This is a genomic window from Rummeliibacillus pycnus, from assembly GCF_050459865.1.
Taxonomy (GTDB): Bacteria; Bacillota; Bacilli; order Bacillales_A; family Planococcaceae; genus Rummeliibacillus; species Rummeliibacillus pycnus_B.
Map to the genome: position 1 here is coordinate 120,042 of NZ_JBCMNM010000048.1, position 25,767 is coordinate 145,808.

Annotated in this window: 24 protein-coding genes; 17 read left to right on the top strand and 7 right to left on the bottom strand. The window is 35.3% G+C overall.

Annotation, left to right across the window (positions count from 1 at the left end; all coding sequences use genetic code 11):
* Window positions 1-254 precede the first annotated feature (254 nt).
* A complete protein-coding gene (locus ABE048_RS12335) occupies window positions 255-1,430 on the top strand; it encodes an MFS transporter (protein ID WP_430311598.1) in 1,176 nt (391 codons plus the stop codon).
* A gap of 61 nt (window positions 1,431-1,491) precedes the next feature.
* Here the strand turns inward: ABE048_RS12335 and ABE048_RS12340 are convergent, their stop codons facing one another.
* The 4 genes from ABE048_RS12340 to ABE048_RS12355 form a co-directional block, all read right to left on the bottom strand.
* A complete protein-coding gene (locus tag ABE048_RS12340) occupies window positions 1,492-3,240 on the bottom strand; it encodes a methyl-accepting chemotaxis protein (RefSeq protein ID WP_430311571.1) in 1,749 nt (582 codons plus the stop codon).
* 174 nt (window positions 3,241-3,414) lie between these two features.
* A complete protein-coding gene (rlmD, locus tag ABE048_RS12345; RefSeq protein ID WP_430311572.1) occupies window positions 3,415-4,788 on the bottom strand; it encodes a 23S rRNA (uracil(1939)-C(5))-methyltransferase RlmD in 1,374 nt (457 codons plus the stop codon).
* Window positions 4,789-4,862: 74 nt separating this feature from the next.
* On the bottom strand, window positions 4,863-5,660 hold the full coding sequence (locus ABE048_RS12350) for a polysaccharide deacetylase family protein (protein WP_430311573.1): 798 nt from the start codon (window positions 5,658-5,660) through the stop codon (window positions 4,863-4,865).
* A 58-nt stretch (window positions 5,661-5,718) separates the two neighbouring features.
* Entirely contained in the window at window positions 5,719-6,615 is an 897-nt protein-coding gene (locus ABE048_RS12355; RefSeq protein WP_430311574.1) for a TIGR01777 family oxidoreductase, read from the bottom strand.
* 688 nt (window positions 6,616-7,303) lie between these two features.
* Here ABE048_RS12355 and recX point away from each other — a divergent pair.
* Genes recX through ABE048_RS12370 form a run of 3 tightly spaced genes read left to right on the top strand, consistent with a single transcriptional unit; the run spans window position 7,304 to window position 8,689 of the window.
* On the top strand, window positions 7,304-8,113 hold the full coding sequence (recX, locus tag ABE048_RS12360; RefSeq protein WP_430311575.1) for a recombination regulator RecX: 810 nt from the start codon (window positions 7,304-7,306) through the stop codon (window positions 8,111-8,113).
* Window positions 8,106-8,432, top strand: coding sequence for a YfhH family protein (locus ABE048_RS12365; protein WP_430311576.1), 327 nt, complete (start codon window positions 8,106-8,108; stop codon window positions 8,430-8,432). Before recX ends, ABE048_RS12365 begins: the two co-directional genes overlap by 8 nt.
* Window positions 8,432-8,689 (top strand): YfhJ family protein, encoded by a 258-nt coding sequence (locus ABE048_RS12370; protein WP_430311577.1) that lies wholly within the window; start codon window positions 8,432-8,434, stop codon window positions 8,687-8,689. Before ABE048_RS12365 ends, ABE048_RS12370 begins: the two co-directional genes overlap by 1 nt.
* A 90-nt stretch (window positions 8,690-8,779) precedes the next feature.
* Here ABE048_RS12370 and ABE048_RS12375 read toward each other — a convergent pair whose 3' ends face one another.
* Window positions 8,780-9,754 carry a metal-dependent hydrolase gene (locus ABE048_RS12375; protein WP_430311578.1) on the bottom strand — a complete coding sequence of 325 codons (975 nt, stop codon included), beginning with the start codon at window positions 9,752-9,754 and terminating at the stop codon, window positions 8,780-8,782.
* Window positions 9,755-10,035: 281 nt separating this feature from the next.
* On the opposite strand from ABE048_RS12375, the gene mutY reads away from it, so the two are divergent.
* From mutY to nikC, 9 genes are all read left to right on the top strand, one after another.
* Window positions 10,036-11,100, top strand: a complete 1,065-nt coding sequence (gene mutY / locus ABE048_RS12380) for an A/G-specific adenine glycosylase (protein ID WP_430311579.1) — start codon at window positions 10,036-10,038, stop codon at window positions 11,098-11,100.
* Between the two features lie 71 nt (window positions 11,101-11,171).
* Window positions 11,172-11,432 (top strand): gamma-type small acid-soluble spore protein, encoded by a 261-nt coding sequence (locus ABE048_RS12385; protein WP_430311580.1) that lies wholly within the window; start codon window positions 11,172-11,174, stop codon window positions 11,430-11,432.
* 131 nt (window positions 11,433-11,563) lie between these two features.
* Window positions 11,564-12,112 carry a nucleoside tri-diphosphate phosphatase gene (gene ntdP / locus ABE048_RS12390; protein WP_430311581.1) on the top strand — a complete coding sequence of 183 codons (549 nt, stop codon included), beginning with the start codon at window positions 11,564-11,566 and terminating at the stop codon, window positions 12,110-12,112.
* Between the two features lie 126 nt (window positions 12,113-12,238).
* Window positions 12,239-13,984, top strand: a complete 1,746-nt coding sequence (locus ABE048_RS12395; protein ID WP_430311582.1) for an ABC transporter ATP-binding protein — start codon at window positions 12,239-12,241, stop codon at window positions 13,982-13,984.
* 180 nt (window positions 13,985-14,164) lie between these two features.
* The gene (locus tag ABE048_RS12400; protein WP_430311583.1) at window positions 14,165-15,187 is read left to right on the top strand and encodes an ABC transporter ATP-binding protein; all 1,023 of its coding nucleotides are present in this window, start codon (window positions 14,165-14,167) and stop codon (window positions 15,185-15,187) included.
* Window positions 15,159-16,148: an ABC transporter ATP-binding protein gene (locus tag ABE048_RS12405; RefSeq protein WP_430311584.1), complete on the top strand. Its 990-nt coding sequence runs from the start codon at window positions 15,159-15,161 to the stop codon at window positions 16,146-16,148. Before ABE048_RS12400 ends, ABE048_RS12405 begins: the two co-directional genes overlap by 29 nt.
* Before the next feature lie 25 nt (window positions 16,149-16,173).
* Entirely contained in the window at window positions 16,174-17,787 is a 1,614-nt protein-coding gene (locus ABE048_RS12410; RefSeq protein ID WP_430311585.1) for an ABC transporter substrate-binding protein, read from the top strand.
* A gap of 628 nt (window positions 17,788-18,415) precedes the next feature.
* Entirely contained in the window at window positions 18,416-19,420 is a 1,005-nt protein-coding gene (locus ABE048_RS12415; protein ID WP_430311599.1) for an ABC transporter permease, read from the top strand.
* 15 nt (window positions 19,421-19,435) lie between these two features.
* Window positions 19,436-20,332, top strand: coding sequence for a nickel transporter permease (gene nikC, locus ABE048_RS12420; protein WP_430311586.1), 897 nt, complete (start codon window positions 19,436-19,438; stop codon window positions 20,330-20,332).
* A gap of 155 nt (window positions 20,333-20,487) precedes the next feature.
* On the opposite strand, the gene ABE048_RS12425 is transcribed toward nikC, so the two are convergent.
* Window positions 20,488-21,582, bottom strand: a complete 1,095-nt coding sequence (locus ABE048_RS12425; protein ID WP_430311587.1) for an FUSC family protein — start codon at window positions 21,580-21,582, stop codon at window positions 20,488-20,490.
* Window positions 21,583-21,839: 257 nt separating this feature from the next.
* Between ABE048_RS12425 and bcp the strand changes: the two genes are divergently transcribed.
* The 3 genes from bcp (at window position 21,840) to perR (ending at window position 23,945) form a co-directional block, all read left to right on the top strand.
* Window positions 21,840-22,313, top strand: coding sequence for a thioredoxin-dependent thiol peroxidase (bcp, locus tag ABE048_RS12430; RefSeq protein ID WP_430311588.1), 474 nt, complete (start codon window positions 21,840-21,842; stop codon window positions 22,311-22,313).
* A gap of 3 nt (window positions 22,314-22,316) precedes the next feature.
* A complete protein-coding gene (locus tag ABE048_RS12435; protein WP_430311589.1) occupies window positions 22,317-23,261 on the top strand; it encodes a D-2-hydroxyacid dehydrogenase in 945 nt (314 codons plus the stop codon).
* Between the two features lie 234 nt (window positions 23,262-23,495).
* Entirely contained in the window at window positions 23,496-23,945 is a 450-nt protein-coding gene (gene perR, locus ABE048_RS12440) for a peroxide-responsive transcriptional repressor PerR (protein ID WP_430311590.1), read from the top strand.
* 129 nt (window positions 23,946-24,074) lie between these two features.
* On the opposite strand, the gene ABE048_RS12445 is transcribed toward perR, so the two are convergent.
* A complete protein-coding gene (locus tag ABE048_RS12445) occupies window positions 24,075-24,449 on the bottom strand; it encodes a YgzB family protein (RefSeq protein ID WP_430311591.1) in 375 nt (124 codons plus the stop codon).
* Between the two features lie 131 nt (window positions 24,450-24,580).
* Here ABE048_RS12445 and ABE048_RS12450 point away from each other — a divergent pair, with 131 nt between their 5' ends.
* Window positions 24,581-25,456 carry a nucleotidyltransferase-like protein gene (locus tag ABE048_RS12450; protein WP_430311592.1) on the top strand — a complete coding sequence of 292 codons (876 nt, stop codon included), beginning with the start codon at window positions 24,581-24,583 and terminating at the stop codon, window positions 25,454-25,456.
* The last annotated feature ends 311 nt before the right edge of the window (window positions 25,457-25,767 follow it).

A 25,767-nucleotide genomic window follows, 5' to 3' on the forward strand; every position in this document is an offset into this window, starting at 1 on the left:
GGGCTTAGGCCGAAAATGGGTTTAATGTAACAAATAATGCAAATAACAGATTGTTAAAAGACTCAGTACACTACTTATTGTATGTGAACTGAGTCTTTTTGTGTATTCGAAAGTAATTCACATGCTATGTAAAATTATGATAAAATTGTCCAAGTATCCAAAAAATACATAAATAAAGTTTCATGAAAGATAATTTCATACTTTCGGTTACATACGAAATCAATGGTTAGTAAAAATTGGAGGTTGCAGTGGAAATAAATCAGCGATTAGAACAAAAAAGATTTTGGATTTTAGTCATTATAGTATCCATTTCAGGATTCTCACAAGGTATGTTAATGCCACTTATATCAGTTATTTTCGAACAAGATGGTGTAGCATCGTCGCTTAATGGTTTAAATGCGACGGGACTTTATATTGGAACGTTACTTATATCCCCATTTATCGAGCAACCATTACGGAAATTTGGTTATAAACCAATTATTTTGGTGGGTGGAGCAATAGTCTTTACATCCCTTCTTTTATTTCCGTTATGGAAGAATGTATTATTTTGGTTTATCCTTCGGTTACTTATTGGGATTGGGGATCACTCCTTGCATTATTCAACTCAAACTTGGATCACAAGTACATCACCTCAACATCGTCTTGGCAAAAATATTGCGATTTATGGATTATCATTTGGTACAGGTTTCGCTGTTGGCCCGCTATTGGTCCCATTGACAAAGATTTCCGAAGCCTTTCCGTTTATCCTTTCTTCGCTCCTTTGCTTATTAGCTTGGTCACTAGTATTCTTTTTGAAGAATGAAAAACCAGAACCGATACAAACGAAAAGTGTAGGGGAAAATATACTTAAACGTTATACAGTCACTTTAAAATTTGCATGGATCGGCTGTTTACCAGCCCTTTGTTATGGTTTTTTAGAATCCTCATTAAATTCGTTGTTCCCTGTATATGCCCTAAGAAATCATTTCGAAGTTTCAATGGTATCGATTATTTTAGCGGCATTTTCAATAGGTGGGATTATTACGCAAATTCCACTTGGAACTTTGGGCGATAAAATTGGACGTCGGAAAATTGTATTAAGCTCACTATTAGGTGGAGGAATTTTCTTTGGAGTAGGAAGCATCGTAGAATCATATGAAATTTTAGTAGCTACTAGCTTTTTGTTTGCAGGAATGTTCTGCGGTTCATTATTCTCACTAGGGATTTCGTATATGAGTGATTTGACCCCAAGAGAGTTGCTGCCAACAGGGAATTTAATGTGTAGTATTTTCTTTAGTTTTGGTAGCTTATCAGGACCATTATTAGGTGGGCTATATTTACAATTTGTGCAAAACTACAGTTTCTTATTGCTAGTATCCATTATTTTGCTTGTGATCTTTGCTATTAGTTTTATCTTCGGGAGAGAAGATAAAAAGCAAACAACATTATAAAAAGAAAAGGGAAGTCCTACTGTCAGAATTGACTTTAGGCCTTCCTTTTTATAATAGTTCATTAGTTAATTTTGAACTGTTCAATTGAAGATTTTAAAGATTGAATTTCATCGGATAGATCAGTAGCGGATTCTGCTACAACCTGAATAACTTTTTGTTGTTCGGCAAGTGATGCGAATACCTCTTGAGTAGCACCAGCATTTTGTTCACTAACACTCATAATGCTATTCATTGAATCCATAATTTCATCTTTTGAAGTCATTAAAGTAATAAAATTAGAGGATACGTCTTCAATAGCTATTAAAATTGTTTGAACGTTTTCTTTAATATGGTCAAATGATAGTCCAGTATTATGAACAGCCTCATTTTGTTGTTGGACAATCAAGGATGTTTTAGAAATTTCGTCGTTAGCGAGCATTGTTTCTTCTTCAATGCCTCTTAACGTATGTTGAACACTTTGTGTAGAGTTTTTGGTTTGTTCAGCTAATTTTCTAACTTCTTCAGCAACTACTGCAAAACCTTTGCCGTGTTCACCTGCACGAGCGGCTTCAATGCTCGCATTTAAAGCCAATAAATTAGTTTGGGCTGAAATATCGTTAATAGATGAAATAATAGTTTCAATATCTTTCATTTTTAATGATAGGGAAACAAATACTTGTTGAACATGTTCTACTAAATCAGTTGATTTCGACGATTTTTCTTTTAGAATAACTAAATTGTGTAAGCCCTCTTCATATGATTTTTGCATTCCTTCTGAAGCTTGTAACATATGATTGTTTTTTTTGTTGAGCAATTGGATTTGCTGAGAAACTTTGGTCACTGCATCTTTTGCATGTTCTGCATCATTAACTTGTGTTGTAGTTCCTACTGAAACTTCTTCGGCAGCTTTTGTAATTTCGACTGTTGAAGCAGTCACTTCCTCAGAGACAGCAGCAAGATTTGATGAGGCTTCTCGAACTTCCTTAATCGTACTATCTACATCAGTGATTAACGTTTTAATATTCGTTACCATCACGTTGAAGTGGTTGTTTAATTGACCAATTTCATCACCACGTTTTGTTTCATCAAGCTGTACAGTTAAATCACCTGAAGAAATATGCTTTAAATTACCTGTTAATTTTTTTATAGGGACACCAATATGTTTTGCCAATAAGTACATTGCGATTGCTCCAATCACAAGTGATATAGCTAATGCAATAAATAGGACAATAAGTAAATTGTTTGCGGATTGGTTGAAATCTTTTTTGTATGTACCTGCAGAAACAATCCATCCCCAGTTTGGATCCATTTCTGAATAAGTAATCTTGTCTGCTAACTTATCAGGGTTGTCAGGAAGAGGGAATTGATATTCGGCATATCCTCCACCTTTTTCTGCGTTTTTAATGACAGATTGAATATAATAATGACCGTTACTATCTTTTAATCCCCAAGACTGTTTATTCTCTATATTCGGATGTGCGAGCATATTACCGTCTTTTTGTAAGATGAAAAGATAGCCGCTTTCTCCTAAGTCAACTTTATTGGAAATTTCACGTTTACCATCACTATTCTTTTTACCTAGGATTTGCTCTTTTACTTCCTCTTGTGCATCTTCTAAAGAGATTGTGCCGTTTTTAACCTCTTTATTTAATGAATCAATTTGCTGTAATGTTGCTAGAACACTGTTTTTCACAATTGTTTTACCTAATTCGTCCATGCTTTGCTTGGCATTAAAAAAACTTGAAATGCCAATGATAAAGCAGGGAATGATCATTAGTAATAAACAGGTCAGCATTAGTTTCCATTGAATTGAATGTAGTATCTTTTTCATATATTCCCCCCATTTATACAGTATTTTATAACTATTATGTATGCGTTTTCATTTACTGTAAATAGAAAATTGTACATTTGCTAGAATTTTTTATTAATTAGGATGAAAATACTTAAGGAATTTCTTAATTTAATAAAATAGACGGCTTTTCAAGGTGAAAGCCGCCTATTTTTACTATTTTAACGTTAATAATGATACAGATTCAACGTGTGATGTTTGAGGAAACATATCCATTGGTTGAATATATTCAACATGATAAATTTTAGTTAATTCTTGTAAATCTTTTGCAAGTGTCGATGGGTTACATGATGTGTAAACAACTCGTTTTGGTTTTACTTTTAAGATGGTATTAATCAGGCTAGGTGCAAGGCCGGTACGTGGAGGATCGACAGTTAATACATCTGGAACGAACCCTTCTTTTTGCCATACATCCAACCATTTTTCGGCTGTACCTGTAACGTATTGAGTGTGATTAAATCCATGTTTTTTCGCATTTTGTTTTGCATCTTGAATGCTTTCGGGAATAATGTCCATTCCACGTACTTCTTTCGCATCTTTTGCTAGCCATAAGCCTATTGTTCCAACACCACAGTATGCATCTACTACCATTTCTTTACCAGTTAATGCAGCGGCTTGTTTGATCTGGTTATATAGATGAACTGTTTGTTTTGGATTTAATTGGAAGAATGCTCTTGCTGATAAATCAAATGCGAATTCTCCAAGTTCTTCATGGATTGTATCTTTACCTGCAAGCGTAAAGGATTGCTCGCCAAAAATAAGGGAAGTTTTATCAGCATTAATATTTTGAACAATTGATACAATTGCTGGATCCATTTGTTTTAATTTTTCTACGAGCGATTCCTTTTTAGGAAAGTTTTTACTTGTTGTAATTAGTACTAGCTGAACCTCACCAGTTTGTATTCCAACACGTACGACAATTGTACGGATAATTCCTTTTAATGAACGACCATCATAAATAGGAATATTTAAATCATTGATAATCTTTTTTGTAGCGTTTGTTATTTTTGTAGTCATCGGATGTTGTACAAGGCATTCATCAATATTTAATAGTTTATGACTGTTTTCTGCGTATAATCCAGCAAGGACTTGATTGCCAGGTTTTCGCACTTGGAATTGACTTTTATTTCGGTAATGCCAAGGGTCTTCCATCCCAATAGTTTGACGAATTTGAATATCTTTTGCTTCAGATTTAACATATTTATTTAATGCTTGGACAATTACATCACGTTTGGCAGTTAGCTGATATGAATACTTCATATGTTGTAATTGACAGCCGCCACATTCCTCGTACACAGAACAAGGTGGGATTTGGCGAGCTTTTGATTTTTTATGAATTTTTAATACCTTAGCTTCTGCAAAGTTACGATTAATCTTCGTTAGTTCAGCATATATTTCTTCTCCAGGAAGAGCACCTTTTACAAAAACAACGTTGCGTTTATAGTAACCGATGCCCTCGCCATTAATACCTAATCGTTTGATTGTTAGTGGGATTCTTTGCCCCAATGTCATTGTAGGTTGTTGCACCAAAACTTACACGTCCTTTTTCACTTCATCTTTTCATTATAGCGAACGGTTCAGTGTAAGGGAAGAAACAGCTTCAACTATGAACTAGGTACCAAAGGGATATCATTTACAAGATTATTAATGGAATCAAAGCGATAGCCTTTTTTCTTTGCATCTTCGATAAAGCGAGGAAGTGCTTCTGCATTATCAGGAGAAACAGTATGCATTAAAATGATTGCTCCTGGATGTACTTGAGATATTAAGTTATTGTATGCGTATTGCCAGCCTTGAGGTTTGTCTTTTAGCCAGTCTTTAAAAGCTACTGACCAGAATATATGGCGATAGCCAGCTTCTTCGCCTACTCTCAATAATTCTTCACTGAAAACACCTTCTGGAGGTCTTGCGAAGACTGTTCTTTCTACATCTGTTATTTGGGCTAGCTTTTGATCAAAGCGCTTCCATTCATCTAACATTTGCTGTTTTGTTAGTCTCGCCATATTTGGGTGTTTATCAGAATGATTTCCAATTTCATGTCCTTCTTTTACCATACGTGTAACTAATGGCGTAGCACTCGTTAAATAATGTCCAGTTAAGAAAAATGTAGCTTGAATGTTTTCTTTTTTCAAAGTGTTTAAAATTGATTCGGTATAACCATTTTCATAACCACAATCGAATGTAAGATACATTACTTTTTCGTCAGTTTTTCCTTTATATACGGCTCCGTATTTTGCAAGCATTTGATCAAATGAAGCGCCGGCTTCCGGTGGTACTTCGTTTTGCGCTTTTTTAAATCCCCAACTAAATTCTTGAGCAGACGCAGTGAACGGATTCGCAATGATACCCGTAATAATAATGGCCATAGCTAAAACAATACCAGTTGCATGCTGTTTAATCATGTTAAACGCAACCTTTCTTTTTTTAGATAGGTTGTGTTGTTTAGATGAAATTATGCAATTACAATAAATTTTCTAATGCACTATAAAGAGTTGGATATTGAAATTGAAAATCTGAATTCAATAAAACTTTTGGTAAGGCTTGCTGACCTTCTAAAACAAGTTGACTTTTCTTACCGAGTGCCATTTTCATTAAAAGTGAGGGTACAGGAAACCAATGAGGACGATGCATTACTGCTGCAATTGTTTCACCGAAATTTTTCATCCGAACTGGATTTGGAGAAGTGACATTTATAATACCTTGTAAGTTTTCATTGCTAATTGCAAATGTTATAGCATTAACTACATCCTCGACATGAACCCACGATACCCATTGGGATCCTGTGCCGACTGTTCCACCTATGTAAAGTTTATATGGCATGACCATCATTGGAAGAGCGCCTGCATTTTTGCCAAGAATCACACCAAATCGAGCTAAGACAACACGTACACCTAATTCTTCTGCTACCTTTGCCGATTGCTCCCAATCGCGAACTGTTTTTGCAAGGAAATCGTTGGCGATTTCCTGTGACGTTTCTGTATATGTTGTTGTTGTAGAAGCAGGATAAACACCAATTGCACTGGCATTTACCAGTACTCTAGGTGGAGTTTTTAAAATCTTTAGGAGGCGAATTACTTCATTTGTAGCTGATAACCGACTTTCATAAATATCTTCTTTATGTTTTTCAGTCCAACGCCCTTTATTTAAAGAAGTACCAGCTAAATTAACGATTGCTTCAATTCCTTCTAAATAGTCTTCTGGAGAGGAGTTTTTGGACAACCATTGAATGTATTGAATGCCATTTGTAAAATGATTATTCTTTCGAGTTAAAATAACAATCTCGTGCCCTTGCTGTTGTAAGTGTTTAACAAGTTCTTGACCGACAAATCCTGAACCACCTGTAATAGCAATTTTCATAACAAATCCTCCTGAATCAGTTAAGTTCATATCTTTTATGAATTGAATCAATTTCATAAATCTATTTGGGCTTTTAAATAAGAACATTTTTAACTTTTTCGCCTCGATATGGATGCTCCGCTACAGACGGCGCTTTCCACGGGCTTGGCTTCAATCTCCTCGTCACTACGTTCCTGCGGGGCTTTCAGCTCAAGCTTTTCCCGTAGGAGTCGCCGTCCTTCGCTTCACAATAACCAAAATTGGATATCATTAATTGTTCGTTTTATATGAATTTTTCATAATGAAATTGATTCAACTATTAATAATTAAGATTGCATCCAGATTAATTGTAAAAACTAAGTGACGTTTGTTCTCTCCTGATATGGTGATATGAACTCACTGAAAAAGTCAAAATAGATGATTATTTATAATAAAATTTTGTATGTGGCTATCTGTATTGAAGTGGAATTGGCGAAGACTCCTGCGGGAAAGCGAAGCCAATTCCACATCATGCATAAAACTGATTAATACTATTAGTATTTGTATTTTCATAAATTTAAAAACCAAAAATGGATTTGTGAAAATGATTCATCTAATAAAAACATAGTGATGTTTGTACTTACTTGAATCAAAGATATGCTATATGTGACACTTTCCATGATGTTAGGATGGAAAAGTTGTATACTAAGCATAGCAAAGGAGGGATTGGATGTCTCGAGTCATTACCAAAATTAGCCGTCAAAAACGAAATCAGGAACGTTATAATATTTATCTAAATGAAGAATATGCATTTAGTATTGATGAGGCTATTTTAATTCAGTATAGTCTTACAAAAGGGAAGACGATAGATGACTTAACAGTAGATGAAATTGCTTTTGACGATGAGATTCAAAGATCATTCAATCGTGCATTATCCTTTTTAAGTTTTAAAATGCGAAGCGAGCATGAAGTTCATCAAAAACTGAAAGACTTGGAATTTGGTGAAGCCGTTATTCAAGAAGCATTACAAAAATTGAAGAAGCTAGGCTTTTTAAATGATGAAAGCTATTCAAAAGCATTGTTAGAAACGAAGAAGAAAACAGCTAAAAAAGGTCCTAGAGCAATTCAAAAGGATTTAGAGAAAAAAGGGATAGATCAGAAACTTCAACAGCAAGTTTTACATTCGTTTTCTGAGGAGGAACAATTAGAAATAGCTTTGCAATTAGCTGAAAAAGCTATACGCAATGAGCATCGTAAAACGCCTAGCCAAATGAAGCAGAAGATACAAGAAATGCTTATTCGAAAAGGATACTCTTTTACTATAGTTGAGCAAGTCTTTGAACAGATTGAATTATCTAAAGATGAAGACGAATGGACAGAAATGATTAGCCAACAAGGAGATAAAGTTTGGAATAAGTATGCTTCTAAATATAGTGACTATGAATTAAAGTTACGAGTGAAACAAGCACTTTATCAAAAAGGTTTCCCTATTGAAAAAATTGAAATGTTTATAGAACAAAAGGAGCAAGACGATGGATAAAAAATTTAGTGAAATGACACCTAATGAATTACGTGAAACGATTGCAACATTGAAAGAAAAAGCACGTAAGGCTGAACAACTTGGTATTTTAAATGAGTTTGCTGTTTATGAACGTAAAGCATTATTAGCGCAAGCTTACTTATTAAACCCAGATGACTTTAAACCGGGAGAAATTTACCGCATAGAAAACGATCCAGGCATGTTCTTCCAAGTAGACTATTTAAAAGGTGTTTATGCATGGGGCTATCGATTGGGCGGAAATCATTATGAAGAAGCATTACCTATTTCTATGTTAACTCCAGTCAAGGAGGCATTTTAGTGGAGCAAAAAATAAATGAGTTAGTTGCTAAACTACGTACCAAAAACCCAAGTGTTTCTGAACCAAAAGCACGTGTTTGGATTGAACTACTATGGTCAGATTTTGAATCCACATATGCTAAGGCAGGCTATGACTATCGTGGTGCAGAAATGACTGAAAAAATCATTTTGCAATGGATTGAAAGCTATGGCGCACAGCTTCATGAGTTTGCAGGGCGGAATCCAAAATATGCGCATTTGCTAGATGAAGTAAAATAAAACACACTGACCGTTCCATTATTGGAGCGGTCAGTGTGTTTTAAAGGGTGTTGGTGCAAATTTTGGAAACAAGTCACTTTCATATATAAATCATACAACAAGTTTCTTCTGCAATTTATCCTCACTAAAAATCCACCCGGTAAATGAGTTTACGATTTCGTAGTCCTGGGTTAGATGAGCAATTGCAACAAACGGATAGCGATTATTGCTACGATAACGTAAATCAATCAGTCTAACTTCGATTAAATCGTCTTCAATATCAGCAACTTCCCATCTATATAATGGAGAAAAGGAAACAAATGATATAAAATTAGGGTCCTTCATAGCTGATTTAAATACAGGCGTATCTGGTAATGGTTCGATTAGAAACTTATCATAAATCGTAATTGAGCGCCCGTATGCTCGCCCAACATAATGATGAGTTTCAGAGTTTGCAGCTACACGATATTGAAAAAAGTGTGATGTTGGCGATAAAATAATACGTTTAGCATCAGGAATCGTATTATGAACAGCTTTCTTCACAGATTTTTGAAGGAAATATCGTATTATATAATAGATGAAAATAACACTATACAACGTAAACATTGTCGGAACTGGGTTAGCACCAAATGCCCAAATCATAAGTGCGATAACATGGAGTGCAAAGATGATTGGATCAAACGTATTAATCCAGCCAAGAGCAATCCATTGTTTTGAAAATGGTCTTAAGGCTTGTGTTCCGTATGCATTAAAAATATCTACAAAGACATGTAAGAATACAGCAAAAAACGTCCAAAGCCAAAGATGTAAAAGATTCGCATTAGAGAATATAATTGAAAGAAAAACGGTAATCAAAATAGGCCATAATATAACTGCTGGAATTGAGTGTGTAATTCCTCTATGGTGCCGAATATAAGTGGCATTGCCACGTAATTTTAAAATTGTATCAATATCTGGAGCTTGTGAACCAATAATCATACCAGTAATAACTGCAGCTGTAGTTGGTGAATTATGAGCAACAACTGGGTCAACTAAAGCTAGGCCACCCAGAGCGATTCCCATAACTAGATGTGTGCCAGAATCCAAGATGATCAACTCCTTATTTTGTGGGAGAGAAGAAAATATAAAATATTCGCATTAGTTTCGTTAATGAGTCTTGTTGATATTATGATAGAAATAAGTGTTTGTCTATTGGAATTTTACGTACAGTATGAACGTCAAGTATGAGAAATGCAAATAGATGATTTTTATATTTACTTGACATGCGAAAAGTGTGCCGATATAGAAACGCTACTTATATGCACTAGTTTACACTATATTACCCATTTTTTATGTGAAATAAAATCGAAATTACTTAGGAGAGAATCGTGTATTATCAATATAAAAAACAATTTCAAAAAGCATTAGTCGAGTGGTTTCAAAAAGAAAATAGAGATTTGCCTTGGAGAAAGACAAAAGACCCTTATAAAATTTGGGTTTCAGAGGTAATGCTTCAACAGACAAGAGTAGATACAGTAATCCCGTACTATAATAGATTTATAAAAGAGTTTCCAACACCAGAAGTATTAGCTAATGCACCTGAGGAAAAACTTTTGAAACAATGGGAAGGGCTTGGTTATTACTCAAGGGCGCGAAATTTACAAGCTGGTGTTCGTGAAGTAGTTGAAACCTATGGAGGCAAAGTACCTGATAATCGTCCTGAAATTTCAAAACTTAAAGGTGTCGGACCATATACTGCCGGTGCAGTATTAAGTATTGCCTATAACAAGGCTGAACATGCAGTAGATGGTAATGTTATGAGAGTACTAAGTCGAGTACTATTAATAGATGCAGATATCACATTACCCAAAACAAAAAAAATATTTGAAAATGCTGTTATGGAGCTAATTAATACAGAGTACCCATCAGAATTTAACCAAGGATTAATGGAATTAGGCGCATTAGTATGTACACCAACATCACCAAAATGTTTGCTCTGTCCAGTAAGGGAATATTGTACAGCATTCAATGAAGGAAATCCTGAAGAACTGCCAGTTAAAACGAAAAAAGCAAAAACAAAAAATCTCTATTATGATATGTTTGTGGTACAAAATGAAACAGGCCAATTCCTATTAGAAAAAAGACCTGAAAAAGGATTGCTTGCGAATATGTGGCAATTTCCGATGATTGAACAAAATAGCAAAGCAACATATACAAATGAATCACTACTTGCAACTACTTATCAAGTGGAACTAATTAATCGTGAAAAACTTTTAACATTCAAACATGTTTTTTCACATCTTGTCTGGCATGTGGACAGTTATATTATTGGTGTAAAACAAAAAGGCGATACACCTGAAAACAGTGCTTGGTTTTCAATTGAAGAAATAAAAGAATTGCCTATGCCAGTACCGATGCAAAAGGTTTGGCAACACTACAAAGAAGAACTTTAAATATTTAATAAATTTATTGAGTATAAAAAAAGCCTCTATGCACAGATTATATTGCGTGGAGGTGATATTCAATGAAGAAGAATTTTACTAATTCAAACAACGCAAGTACTGAATTTGGTTCAGAGACTAACTTTCAAGAAGTAGCAAAACAAAACCAACAAGCTGAAAAAAGCAAACAAACAGCTTCTGGTCAATTTGGTCAATCAGCTGCTGAAGAGTTTGGTTCTGAAACAAATTTAAATGAGGTAAAAAAACAAAACCAACAAGCAGAGCAAAATAAAGCTCAAGCTTCAGGTAAATATGGCCAACAAAATCAACAAAACAATTTTTAGTTAAGATATTCCCTAATTGGTGAAGGTTTTGTACCTTCACCAATTTTTTGCTACAAGTTTTCCGCTAGGATTGTTATAATGTTACAAAAGAATGCTCAATAGGAGTGTTTGTTAAAAAGGTGGGCTTTTGAATGGCAATTCCTTCCGAAGGGGAAATTATACAAATACATAGTTATAAGCACAACGGCAATATCCACCGAGTTTGGCAGGAAACAATGGTTTTAAAGGCGACCAAAAATATAGTAATCGGTGCGAATGAAAGAACACTCGTTATCGAGTCAGATGGACGTACTTGGGTTACACGTGAACCTTCGATTTGCTATTTTCACGCAGAGCACTGGTTCAATATTATTTGTATGTTAAGAGAAGATGGAGTATATTACTACTGTAATATGAGTTCACCATTTGTATTTGATCATAGTGCGGTGAAATATATTGACTATGATTTAGATATAAAAGTTTTTCCAGATATGACCTATACACTGCTCGATGAAGATGAGTATGAGCAACATAAAAAGGCTATGGGATATCCACCTGTAATTGACCATATCCTAAAATCTAATGTAGATAAACTAATTAGCTGGATTCAGCAACGAAGAGGTCCATTTGCTCCTGATTTTATCCAAGCATGGACAAACCGTTATGAATTTCAAAGACAGTTACACGAAAATGATGAGTAACAAGAGATGTCTCACATAAGTAACTCTACTTAGGGGACAAACCTTAAACATTCATCGGAAACCGTGCAAAGGAGTTGCCCAAAAAACTTTGGGCAACTCCTTTCACTTGAAAGGAACGTGATTTAAATGGGGAGTATGAAACGCTATTTACGCTTCGTCAAACCTTACCGATTTGACATTTTTCTTACCTTCATTCTCGGTGTTGTGAAATTTGCCATTCCACTTTTTACACCAGTACTGATTAAAATAGTAATTGATAATATTATTGGTGATCATAATTTATCTAATGCAGAAAAAACAAAAGATTTATTTTACTGGCTTGGAGGAACAGTGATATTATTCTTTATCATTCGTCCCCCAGTCGAATACTATCGACAATATTTTGCACAAAGAGTGAGTAATAAGATTCTATACGATATTCGTCAGAAATTATATTCACATGTGCAAAAACTCGGTTTAAAATTCTATTCAAATAATCGTGTTGGAGATGTCATTTCACGTATGATCAATGATGTCGAGCAAACAAAAGAGTTTGTTATGACAGGGTTAATGAATGTATGGATTGACTTATGTACAATTATTATAGCTATTGGCATAATGATGAAATTAGATGTGAAATTAACCCTGGTTTCATTAATTGCATTTCCATTTTATGCGATAAGTGTGCGTTACTTTTTTGCTCGTTTAAGATCATTAACAAGAGAACGTTCAAAAGCACTTGCTGGTGTACAAAGTTATTTACATGAACGTGTACAAGGTATGAGTATTATCAAAAGTTTTACACTTGAAAAGCATGAGCAACAAATATTTGCTGAAACTAATGGGGATTTCTTGGACAAAGCATTAGAACAAACACGTTGGAATGCTAAAACCTTCGCCGTAGTGAATACTATTACAGGGATTGCCCCACTTATTGTTGTTGGGTATGCTGGATATCAAGTAATCAATGGTGATCTTTCAGTAGGAACGATGGCGGCTTTTATTGCCTACATCGACAGTTTATATAATCCATTACGTCGTCTTGTGAATGCATCGACAACACTTACTCAAGCGGCAGCTTCAATGGACCGTATGTTTGAATTATTTGATGAAAAATATGATATTGTAGATGCGCCAGATTCAGAGTCGTTATCTCAAGTAAAAGGTAAAATTGATTTTGAAAATGTGACATTCGGTTATGGAGATGAAGGTAGAGATGTTCTAAAAAACATCAACTTACACATTGCTCCTGGACAAACAGTAGCACTTGTTGGAATGAGTGGCGGCGGTAAATCTACCATCATTAGTTTAATTCCTCGATTCTATGATGTAATCGAAGGAGCAGTCAAAGTAGATGATGTGGATGTACGAAAAGCAACAATTGAGTCTTTACGTTCGCAAATTGGGATAGTATTACAAGATAATATTTTGTTTAGTGATTCAGTAAAATCTAATATTCTGATGGGGAATCCACATGCCTCGGATGAAGAGGTAATTGCTGCTGCAAAGGCTGCAAATGCTCATGACTTTATCATGTCATTACCTGAAGGCTATGATACGAAGGTAGGGGAACGTGGCGTTAAACTTTCTGGTGGTCAGAAACAACGTGTTGCAATAGCTCGGGTATTCTTAAAGAATCCTCCAATTCTAATTTTAGACGAAGCAACATCAGCGCTAGATTTGGAGAGTGAAGCATTAATTCAAGAATCCCTTGATCTCCTTGCACATAATCGAACCACTGTGATAGTAGCTCACCGTTTATCTACTATTACACATGCAGATCAAATTTTAGTTATCGATCATGGTGAACTAAAAGAGCAAGGTACACATGATTCATTGATGAAACAAAATGGTATATATCATGATTTGTTCCAAGTTCAAAAATTAGATTAAAGTTAACATATTATGTAAGTAAAATAATGAGGCTTCTCTATACTAGAGAAGCCTTTTATTTTATTAGAATGATATACAATTTATTTCATAAACTAGAAATATGTTGCAATTTATATATAAATAATAATAGAATGAAAAAAAGTGAATTTTTAGAAAATTAGCTCTTGAAGGAGTGACATGATGAACCATCAAAAAGAACTTTTGCAGGTTAAAGACCTTGAAACAACGTTTTTTACAGATGATGGGGCTATTTCAGCTGTCGATCACATCAATTTTTCTCTTAAAAAGGGAGAGATTCTAGGTATAGTTGGTGAGTCTGGTTGTGGTAAGAGTGTAACTTCACTATCTATTATGGGTCTTGTACCATCTCCTCCAGGGAAAATAACAAATGGACAAATACTATTAGAAGGTGAAAATTTAACTGAATATTCAGAAATGGAATTGCGGAAGATTAGAGGAAAAGAAATTGCGATGATTTTCCAAGAACCTATGACATCATTGAATCCTTTGTTTACGATTGGTAATCAATTAGCAGAAGCCATTTTAATTCATCATAAAGGATGGTCAAAGAAAAAGGCTACTGCACGTGCAGTAGAAATGATGAAATTAGTAGGACTCCCAAGAGCTGAAGAGTTAATAAAAGAATATCCTCATCAATTATCTGGGGGAATGCGTCAACGAGTTATGATTGCGATGGCTTTAGTATGTAATCCGAAAATTTTAATCGCGGATGAGCCTACAACAGCACTTGATGTAACAATTCAAGCGCAAATTTTACAATTGATGAAGGATTTAAATAAGCGACTAAATACTGCGGTTATGTTAATTACCCATGATTTAGGAGTTGTTGCAGAAACATGCGAAAGAGTTGTAGTGATGTATAGTGGACAAATTGTAGAAGAAGGTCCTGTTGATGTTATTTTCAAAAATCCCGAGCATCCTTATACAAAAGGACTGATCCAATCTGTCCCTGATATGAGATATAAAAAACAACGTCTATATTCAATTCCAGGGAATGTACCAAAACCAGGTACTGTTAAGCAAGGGTGTCGCTTTGCTGCACGTTGTGAATTTGCATCCGATCGTTGTATTAGTGAAAATCCAGAATTATATCAAACATCAGATGTGCATAAAACGAGATGCTTCTTACATGAAGGAAAGGGGGCGTCTATTGATGATAGAACCACTATTGAAAGTAAATAATTTAAAGAAATATTTTCCTATCCGTAAAGGGGTTCTTGGCAGAGAGCATGGAAGTGTAAAAGCGGTAGACGATGTTTCCTTCTATGTCAATGAAGGTGAAACACTAGGAATTGTTGGTGAGTCAGGTTGTGGAAAATCGACAACTGGCAGAATGATTATGAGATTACTAGACCCTACAGAAGGCTCGATAGAATTTGAAGGAAAAGACTTAGCGAAACTATCGAATGCGGAGATGCGAAATGCGCGTAGAGAGATCCAAATGGTTTTCCAAGATCCATATGCTTCTCTAAACCCGCGTCATTCTATTAGGAAAATATTAGAAGAACCGTTGATTGTACACGGGCTAGGGGATGCGAAAGAACGTAGTAGAAGAGTCAATGAGTTACTAGAAATTGTAGGACTATCAAGTTATCACGCGAAACGCTATCCACATCAATTTAGTGGTGGACAAAGACAACGTGTTGGAATTGCTCGTGCTCTAATGACGAACCCAAAACTCATCATTGCAGATGAACCAGTATCTGCTTTAGATGTATCAATTCAAGCTCAGGTTTTAAATCTTATGCAAGATTTGCAAAAAGATTTAAAACTCACATATATCTTTATTGCACATGATCTAGGGGTAGTAAGACATATTAGTGATCGTGTAGGAGTAATGTATTTAGGGAAAATGGTAGAACTAGCTGAAAGTGAACAACTTTATAATAATCCTCTTCATCCTTATGCAAAAGGCTTACTTTCTGCGGTACCTGTACCAGATCCGGATTTCAAAAGAGAACAAATTCTGCTGACTGGGGATATTCCTAGTCCATCCAATCCACCAACAGGTTGTACATTCCATACCAGATGTCCATTTAAAACGGATATCTGTAAAACTGTCGTGCCAAAGTTAGTAGAAGTGGAAAAAGGTCATTCTGTTGCTTGCCATCTCTATGATGAGCAGTTCAACAATGATATATAAATTAATCAAACATGGGGGTTATTGAATGAAGAAAAAGAGGTTTTTATCTGTAGGTCTATTGTTAGTGCTAGTATTATCAACACTTCTTGCGGCATGTTCATCTGATAAAAAAGATGGCACAGAAAGTAACACGAACACTGGCGATAGCAAAAAAGAAAAGACTCTTGTATTTGGGCGTGGGGGAGACTCAGTATCTCTTGATCCAATCACTGTAACAGATGGTGAATCATTTAAAGTAACACAAAATGTCTTTGAAACACTTATTAAATTTGGGGAGCAAGATACAACTTTACAACCTGGTCTTGCTACAAAATGGGAAGCTTCTAAGGATGGGAAAACATACACATTTGATTTACAAGAAGGTGTGAAATTCCATGATGGAACAGACTTCAACGCAGAAGCAGTAGTAAAGAACTTCGAACGTTGGATGAGTGGGAATGCTGATAAATATCCTTACTTTATCTCAATGTTTGGTGGTTTCAAAGGAGATAAAGAAGCTGTAATTAAAGAGGTTAAAGCGGATGGCGATTACAAAGTAGTATTTACTCTAAATCGTGCGCAAGCGCCATTCTTGAAAAACCTTGCTATGAGTCCATTTGGTATTGCAAGTCCAACTGCATTTGAAAAAGAAGGAGACAAGTTTGGTGACAATCCAGTAGGTACTGGTCCATTCAAATTTGTATCTTGGAAACGTAATGACTCCGTAACGATTGAAAAAAATAAAGACTACTGGAAAGAAGGACTACCTAAGTTAGATAAAATCGTATTCCGCTCTATTCCAGATAACTCTGCTCGTCTAAATTCTTTAAACACTGGGGAAATTGATTTAGCTGATGGCATCAATCCATCAGATGCAGCTTCAATTCAAAGTAATAATAAATTACAAATCTTCGAACGTCCATCGATGAACGTTGGATACCTAGGCTTAACAGTTACTCGTCCGCCATTTGATAATGTAAAAGTCCGTCAAGCGGTGAACTACGCAATTGATAAACAAGCAATTGTTGATGCATTCTTCGAAGGAAAAGCAGAAGTTGCGAAAAATCCAATGCCTCCAGTAATTGGCGGTTACAACGATGATGTTAAAGGTTATGAATATGATCCAGAAAAGGCAAAAGCTTTATTAAAAGAAGCTGGATATGATGGAAAACAAATTGAACTTTGGGCAATGCCAGTACCACGTCCATATATGCCGGATGGACAAAAAGTTGCTGAAGCGATTCAAAAGAATTTAGCAGATGTTGGTATGAAGGCAAAAATTGTCTCATTCGAATGGGCTACTTATCTTGATAAAGCAGCTAAAGGCGAAGCAGATGCATTCTTACTTGGATGGACTGGTGATAACGGAGATGCAGATAACTTCTTATATACTTTATTAGATGAAAGTAGCATTGGAAGTAACAATTATACATTCTTCAAAAACAAAGAAACTCATAAATTATTATTAGAAGCACAAACAGAAACAGATGAAGCAAAACGTAATGAGCTGTACAAAAAAGCACAAGTAATCCTTTCAGAACAAGCGCCATGGGTACCACTTGCTCACTCTACGCCATTATTGGCTGGTAAAGCAGATATCGTAGACTTCAAACCTCACCCAACAGGTTCTGATATCTTATCAAATGTTGATTTAAAATAATAAGCTTTAAATTATTCGTTTTTAAATCTGCAATTGTTTTAGCTTTAATAGAAATTAAATTTTTCTAAATTTGTAGAAATGGGTAGGAACTGCGAGACTCCTACGGAAAAACGAATAAGAATAACTCGGAGCGAACGAAGTGAAAGCACTGAAAAGGTATAAATAGATGAAAATTTATTATAAAAATCTGGTATAGCTATTTTTGTTGATGTGGAATTAGCGAAGACTCCTGTGGGAAAACGGACTAGACGAGACCCCGCATCGTAATTAAGGAACGGAGTCTAAGAACGCCACGTCCTGTGGCAACGACTCCGTGACCAACATCCTGTTGCCCCGAGGAGGCTCGTCAGTTCGCCCGCGGAAAGCGAAGCTAATTCCACATCATGCAGATTAATATTTGTATTTAAACACTTTTTCAGTACCCTAAACGAACTGAGTGAGTAGGTATTCGTACTTGTCCGCGGAAAGGGAGCAGTGTTTACTCACTAGAAACATTCTCTTTTTTCATGCACATTAAAAATCTAGTATTTAGGAATTATTTTAGCTGAAATCACCTTTTACTTTTATTGGTGAAAGGTGATTTTTTATCTAAGTAAAATGACAACAAGAGGATGGAGAGGTGAAGAGTATGCTGCACTATATCGGTAGAAGATTATTACAGTTGATCCCTGTTTTGCTCGGAATGACGTTTATCGTATTTTTGATTATCCGTGCAATTCCGGGTGACCCTGCGCAAGTTATTTTAGGTCAACAGGCTACGAAAGAAGCAGTCGCAGCATTGCGAGCAAGTCTGGGATTAGATAATCCATGGTATGTGCAATATTTTCATTACTTAGGTGACCTAATTACAGGTGATCTAGGTGAATCGATGCGTACAAAAATACCGGTTGCAAGTGAGCTTTGGCCGTATCTAGCGGCAACTTTAGAATTATCCTTATGCGCAATTATTTTAGCGGTGATTATTGGAGTAAATGCAGGCATTATTTCAGCTTGGTTCCAAAATTCATGGTTCGACTATTTAGCTATGGTTATTGCATTAATTGGCGTATCAATGCCTATTTTTTGGCTAGGTTTGATGGAACAGTGGGTGTTTGGAATTCAGTTGGATTGGTTACCAACATCAGGACGTGAGGATGCTCGAAATCCTATTAATCCAATAACATACTTGTATGTAATAGATACTATTCTTCAAGGGCGTTTTGATCAACTAACCGTAGTACTTCAGCATTTAATTTTACCAGCTTTAGCATTAGCAACAATTCCGATGGCTATTATCGCACGTATGACACGGTCAAGTATGCTTGAAGTTTTACGTTCAGACTATGTTCGTACAGCTCGTGCTAAGGGCCAAAAGATGTTCTGGGTTGTTTACAAACACGCGTTAAAGAACGCGATTATCCCTGTATTAACAGTAATTGGTTTACAAATGGGGTTATTACTCGGTGGTGCTATATTAACTGAAACAATCTTTAGTTGGCCTGGAATTGGCCGTTATATCTATGATGCAATTGGTTTCCGGGATTATCCAGTTATTCAATCTGGAATTTTAGTTATAGCGTTTATCTTTATCATGATTAATTTAATTGTCGATATTTTATATAGCCTAATTGATCCAAGGATTAAATATGACTAAAAGGAGGAGTCCAATATGTCTCAAATGGCACCGAATGTAGCATCAAATGTATCAACACAGAAAGATCAATCGGCTGGTCCATGGAAAGAAGCATGGCGTAGCTTTAGAAAAAATAAAGTTGCACTAGTTGGAGCAATTATTGTGGCTTTCTTTATCCTACTAGCTATATTTGGTCCTCTAATTGCTTCACAAGGAATCAATGAACAACAATTGAGTAATCGATTAAAAGCGCCATCTGCTGAACATTGGTTTGGAACAGATGATTTTGGACGAGATATTTTTTCTCGAGTCATACATGGAGCTAGAATTTCCTTAATGGTAGGTTTCTTTTCTGTCATTGGTTCCGTAGTAATTGGAAGTATTTTGGGGATAATTGCAGGTTACTATGGCCGCTGGATTGACACAATTATCTCACGTATTTTTGATATTTTATTAGCGTTTCCTAGTATCCTATTAGCTATTGCAATCGTTTCGGTTTTAGGGCCATCTTTAACAAATGCCCTAATTGCCATTGCGGTGATTAACATTCCGAATTTTGGGCGACTTATTCGTTCGAAAGTATTGAGTATTAAACAAGAGGAATATATTACAGCGGCTAAAGCAATTGGAATGAAGGATATTCGTATATTATTTGCGCATATTTTGCCCAATTCCATGACGCCAGTTATTGTACAAGGGACACTGGCCATTGCATCAGCAATTATCGAAGCAGCGGCACTTGGATTCCTTGGACTTGGCGCACAAGCACCTCAACCTGAATGGGGCAAAATGCTAGCAGATGCTAGAATTTATTTAGTCAATGCACCATGGACGATGATCTTCCCAGGTTTAGCGATTATGTTGACCGTACTGGGTTTCAACCTAATGGGTGATGGTCTACGTGATGCACTTGATCCAAAAATGAAAAACTAGTTAAAAACCTCCAATTCGTCTAGTTAAAAACGATTGGAGGTTTTTTCTATAGGTGTTGAGTATAATGTCAAATGTAGACTTTGAAACCAGCTAACGATACCAATTTGCATAGAATCTTAACTAATCTTTCAGAATCAATTTTATTATCAGCCGTACTAAATAATACGATCATCTATTTCTACTTTTAAAATTTCATGTGAATGACGGCTTTGGTATGCCTTTATTAAAGTATCCAAATGTTCTAGATTTTCTTCATAATCTAATATTCGAGAAAGAATATGCAGTAGATGATAGCTTGAGAATTCTTCTTCATTTTCATCTTCGTGTGCTAATACAATGTGCTGAGCGAAAATATCCATTACTTCATTGCGTTGTAAATATTCCTCTTTCCCAACCCAGGTTGTATGCTCATGTTTTAATTTACCGGTATATTTCAAAAATAACTGTTCATGATAAGTTAGTAGATAATCTAAGCGTTCTTGTATCATAATACGAAAACGTTCAGGTAAATGGGCCATTTCATTTTCATGTAAATGTAGTCGATTTAATACTTCAATACTCTTTTTAGTCGTTAAAATCATTTGACGATAAATAACTAGTTTGCGAGCCTTTACAAATTGCTTATTACCAAAATATGCACGTTCTTCTTTGTACAGATTATACAAAATCTTGATACGTTCGTATCGCTGTTTCAATGTTCGTAACGATTGTTTTGTAGAAGTATGCTCTGATGCTTGACGAGCTGCCAAACGAATCCACCGAATAATATCGTCCTGTAAAATATTTAAGGATGCATAAAGACGCGTTTCATATCGAGGTGGAAGGAATAATAGATTAACGGCAAATGCTGATAGTACACCAATCATAACGGTAGCGAAGCGAATAAGTCCAAATGTGATAAATTGTTCGCCTTGAACTTCCATAATAACAACCATCGTAACAAGGGCTAGTGAAATACTATCCTCAAGTTTAAATCGAATCATTACTAATAATGTTACAATTGCTGCTAATCCAACTGCTACGAACTCTTGTCCAAAAATGTAGCCAAAAGCAATTGCGACAACTGCTCCAATGATATTCCCTTGAACTTGTTCAATTATAGATCGATAAGAACGATAGAGAGAAGGCTGTAAAGAGAAAATAGCAGCAATTCCTGCAAATACAGGAGATGGACAATGTAATGCCTGTGCTAAAAATAAGGCCAATACAATGGCGACTCCAGTTTTTAATATTCGGGCACCTAATTTCATATGAAAATGGGTAACCTCACTTTCTATATACTGTATTCTGGTACTTTAAACGATAAAGAGCAATTGGTCAATAACTCTATATTATTTATATTTATCCAATCTGAAAAGAAATGAGTTACGAAGTTGATTCTACTAACTTTATATTACTCAAGCAAAAGCTCACCTAAGGATTGTATGTTTTTATTGTAGTTAAAAATTCATCCAAACAACAAATAAATTGTTACAATATTAATATGTATTTGAATGGAGGAATTATCATGACAATGTTAGAAGGATTAGAAGCACCTGTGTTTTCATTGCTCAATGAAAAAGGAGAAAAGGTTTCTTTATCTGATTATAAAGGGAAGAAATCAGTTGTACTTTATTTTTATCCAAAAGATATGACACCTGGCTGCACAACAGAAGCATGTGATTTTCGTGATGCTCATCAGGATTTTTCAGATTTAGATGCTGTAATTTTAGGTGTAAGCCCAGATGATGAAAACAAACATGTTAAGTTTATCGAAAAACACGGACTCCCTTTTTCTTTATTGGTAGATACAGATCACAAAGTGGCAGAATCTTACGACGTTTGGAAATTGAAAAAAATGTATGGTCGTGAATACATGGGAATTGAACGCTCTACTTTTTTAATCAATAAAGAAGGAATTGTTGAAAAAGAATGGCGTAAGGTACGTGTCAAAAATCATATAGAAGAAGTGTTAAATTATCTTCGAAGCAAAGGGGAGTAAATCATGAAAATTTATTTTACGTTTGATCCTCGCCCGGATTTAAAAGAAGATTTATTACATGAGTTCCCGGAGCAGGAGTTTATTTTTCGTAATACGGTGGATGAAGACCTATTAAAAACAGCTGAAATTTTAGTAACGTACGGCGAAGACTTAGTAGAAGAACATATTGCGATTGCTAATCAGCTGCAATGGATTATGGTTGTATCAGCTGGACTTGAAAAAATGCCATTAAATGAAATAGCAAAGCGTGGGATTGTCGTTTCAAATGTACGTGGTATTCACAAAGTACCAATGGCAGAATCAGTATTAGCACATATTCTGGCGTATAAACGTTCACTACCATGGATTTATGAAAAGGAAAGAAATGCAGAATGGAATCGTAAATCGAAATCCAAAGAATTAAGGGATTCAACAGCGCTAATTTTAGGTCCCGGAGCAATTGGGGGAGAAATTGGACGTTTATTACAATGTTTTGGTGTTAAAACGATAGGTTGTAATCGCTCTGGAATGAACGCCGATTATATGGATTGTATGGTAAAGTTCGATGACTTAACGACTGTTTTACCAGATGCGGATATCGTTATTTCAGTACTACCAAGTACGAAAGAAACACATCATTTATTGGGGCCGGAGCATTTTAAAGCGATGAAAACAAGTGCAATCTTTATGAATTTTGGTCGAGGTGACTTAGTAGCGACAGATGTATTGCAACAAGCTCTTTTACAAAATGATATAGCATATGCGATATGTGATGTATTTGAAGAGGAACCACTTCCTAAAGAGCATCCGTTTTGGACAATGGATAATATAACAGTGTCACCACACGTTTCAAGTCATTCTTCTCGATATTTAGAACGTGGCTTTGATATTTTTAAACCAAACTTGAAAAAGTGGATAGCAGGAGACAAGCAGATTGAGAATATCATTGATCCTTCAAAAGGGTACTAATTATTATCTTTTATAGCCAAACTATCATTAACCATTTTTAATTGAGAAAATCAATGAGAATATGATTGCATTTACATAGCAAATCACGTTTGTTTATCGATTGAAAATAAGAATCAGTACCTAAAAAGTGAACAAAACACTATAACGGGATGTAGAAATATTGACATTTGCACCACTTATTAAGTAAACTAATTATAACGATTATAAATAAATAATACTTATGAAGTGAGGTGCATGGCGGTGTCCGAAATGCAATTGAAAAGTGCACTTGACACGCTAAAGACAACCGGCGTAAGGATTACTCCTCAACGTCATGCGATTTTAGAGTACTTAATTGAATCAATGGCGCATCCTACTGCTGACGATATTTATAAAGCATTAGAGCATAAATTTCCTAATATGAGTGTTGCTACTGTATACAATAATTTACGTGTTTTCCGTGAATCAGGTCTTGTTAAAGAATTGACCTATGGCGATAACGCTAGTCGTTTTGATTTTGTAACAAGTAAGCACTACCACATTATTTGTGAATCATGTGGCAAGATTGTGGACTTCCATTATCCTGGACTTGATGAAGTGGAACATCTTGCAGCCCACGTTACAGGCTTCAAAGTCAACTCTCACCGTTTGGAAGTATACGGTACATGTCCTGATTGTGCAGAAAAAGCAACAAAGCTTCAATAATGGTATATTAAAAAAAGCTATACATGGTAAAAAACCGATGTATAGCTTTTTTCTATATGGAGAATTTTATGGTAGACTGTTTTATGTTCTTTCTATAAAACCTCGTCTCAGATAGAAACGAGGTCCTTACTAATCTTTGTGCGTACGTTTTATTTTATTGTTGTAAGCTTGATTGAATTCTTTGCCTTCTAATGACTTGTCTAATGTTAGAGGTTCGCTACAAAACATACACATATCTACGCGTCCCAACACCTTTGTGTGCTTATGGCAATTTGGACATTCAACCATGACTGCTTGAGTCGATAAAAACCCAATCCAAGCATAAACCGTTGTGCTCCCAATAATGCATAGAATACCAATTGTCATGAAAATAACGACTAACCATTTATTTTCCCTAAAGATGATGGCACCATACATGATGATGAAGCCGATAAAGATAAGAGATAAGGCAAATGTACGGATTTTATTAATTTTACTTTTATAAGGTTTCTTATTGGATTTCATTTGTTAGCCTCCTAAATTACAGGATACTAAAAACAGTATAGTTAGGCAATACGATTTGAAACTATGAAAAGGAATCTAAATTTTACTGTCGAAAGATTATTATATAGAGATTTTATTCTAGGAGGATTCTTATGGAGCAATTACTTCGTCCAATTTATCAAGAACGTGCAAGTCAGCCTAATACATTAGGGGTTATTATTGTAGGAAAAAGAGAAGATGTAAGCCCGATTACAGATACATTTGATACCATCCTATTAGTCATAACGAAAGAGAATCGTGTACCAGTCTATACAAAACACTACACATTTGAAAATCACAAAGCAGCAATGCATATTATTACTGAAAAACAATTACATAAGTGGCTCCTTGTCGGAACAAACAAGAAACTTATCGATTGGATTTTGTTTGGGAGAATATTATTTGATCGAAACGAATATGTTAGTAATTTAAAGCAAAACCTTAAGGACTTTCCCTTCTATGGAAGGAACGTCAAAATGGGGATAGAGTTTGCAAAGCTAATTCGTCACTATTTAGAAGGCAAAGTCTGCTTTGAAGAAACAAACTATTTGGATGCCTATAATCATGTAGTAGAATCTCTCCATCACTTAGCACGTCTAGCAGTACTGGATAAGGGATTATATCCAGAAGTCACTGTATGGTCTCAAGTAAAACTAATCGATCCTGAGATTTACAAACTATATGAAGAACTTATTACAAGTGAAGAGACTATTAATAAAAGATTAGAGCTTTTATTCTTAGCAAGTGAGTTCCTAATTCATTCGCGTACCGCAGATGGAGCTCGTCATATATTAAGAGTAATGTCTGAAAAGGAATATTGGACAATACAAGAGCTGCATGAACAAGAAGAATTGAAAAACTACTCTGTAGACTTGGAAGTGTTCGTTGAATTTCTAATTAGTAAGGGATACATTCAAGTTGAAAACATAGAAGCAAAGAGTAATCAGATCTTCCATAGACATTATAAGATTGAACAATCCACAAAATAGTTGTATAGTGATTATTACATCACTTTTATGGAGCGAAAATAAATTCTCAAAAAAGTGTTGACTTTCATAAAGAAACTATTGTATTATATTAAATGTCGCTAAGACATACTAATTAAATCGCGAATCTTTCTAGTGAAAAACTTTTCTAAAAAAGTTCTTGACAGTTAGAAATGAAAGTGATAAGATGTAAAAGTCGTCAAGATGACGATGAGATATGAACCTTGAAAACTGAACAAGCAAGACGTTAATCAATAAACTTTGATTACTAACATTTGTTAGTAACAAGGACAAAAAATAGATATCATCTTTTA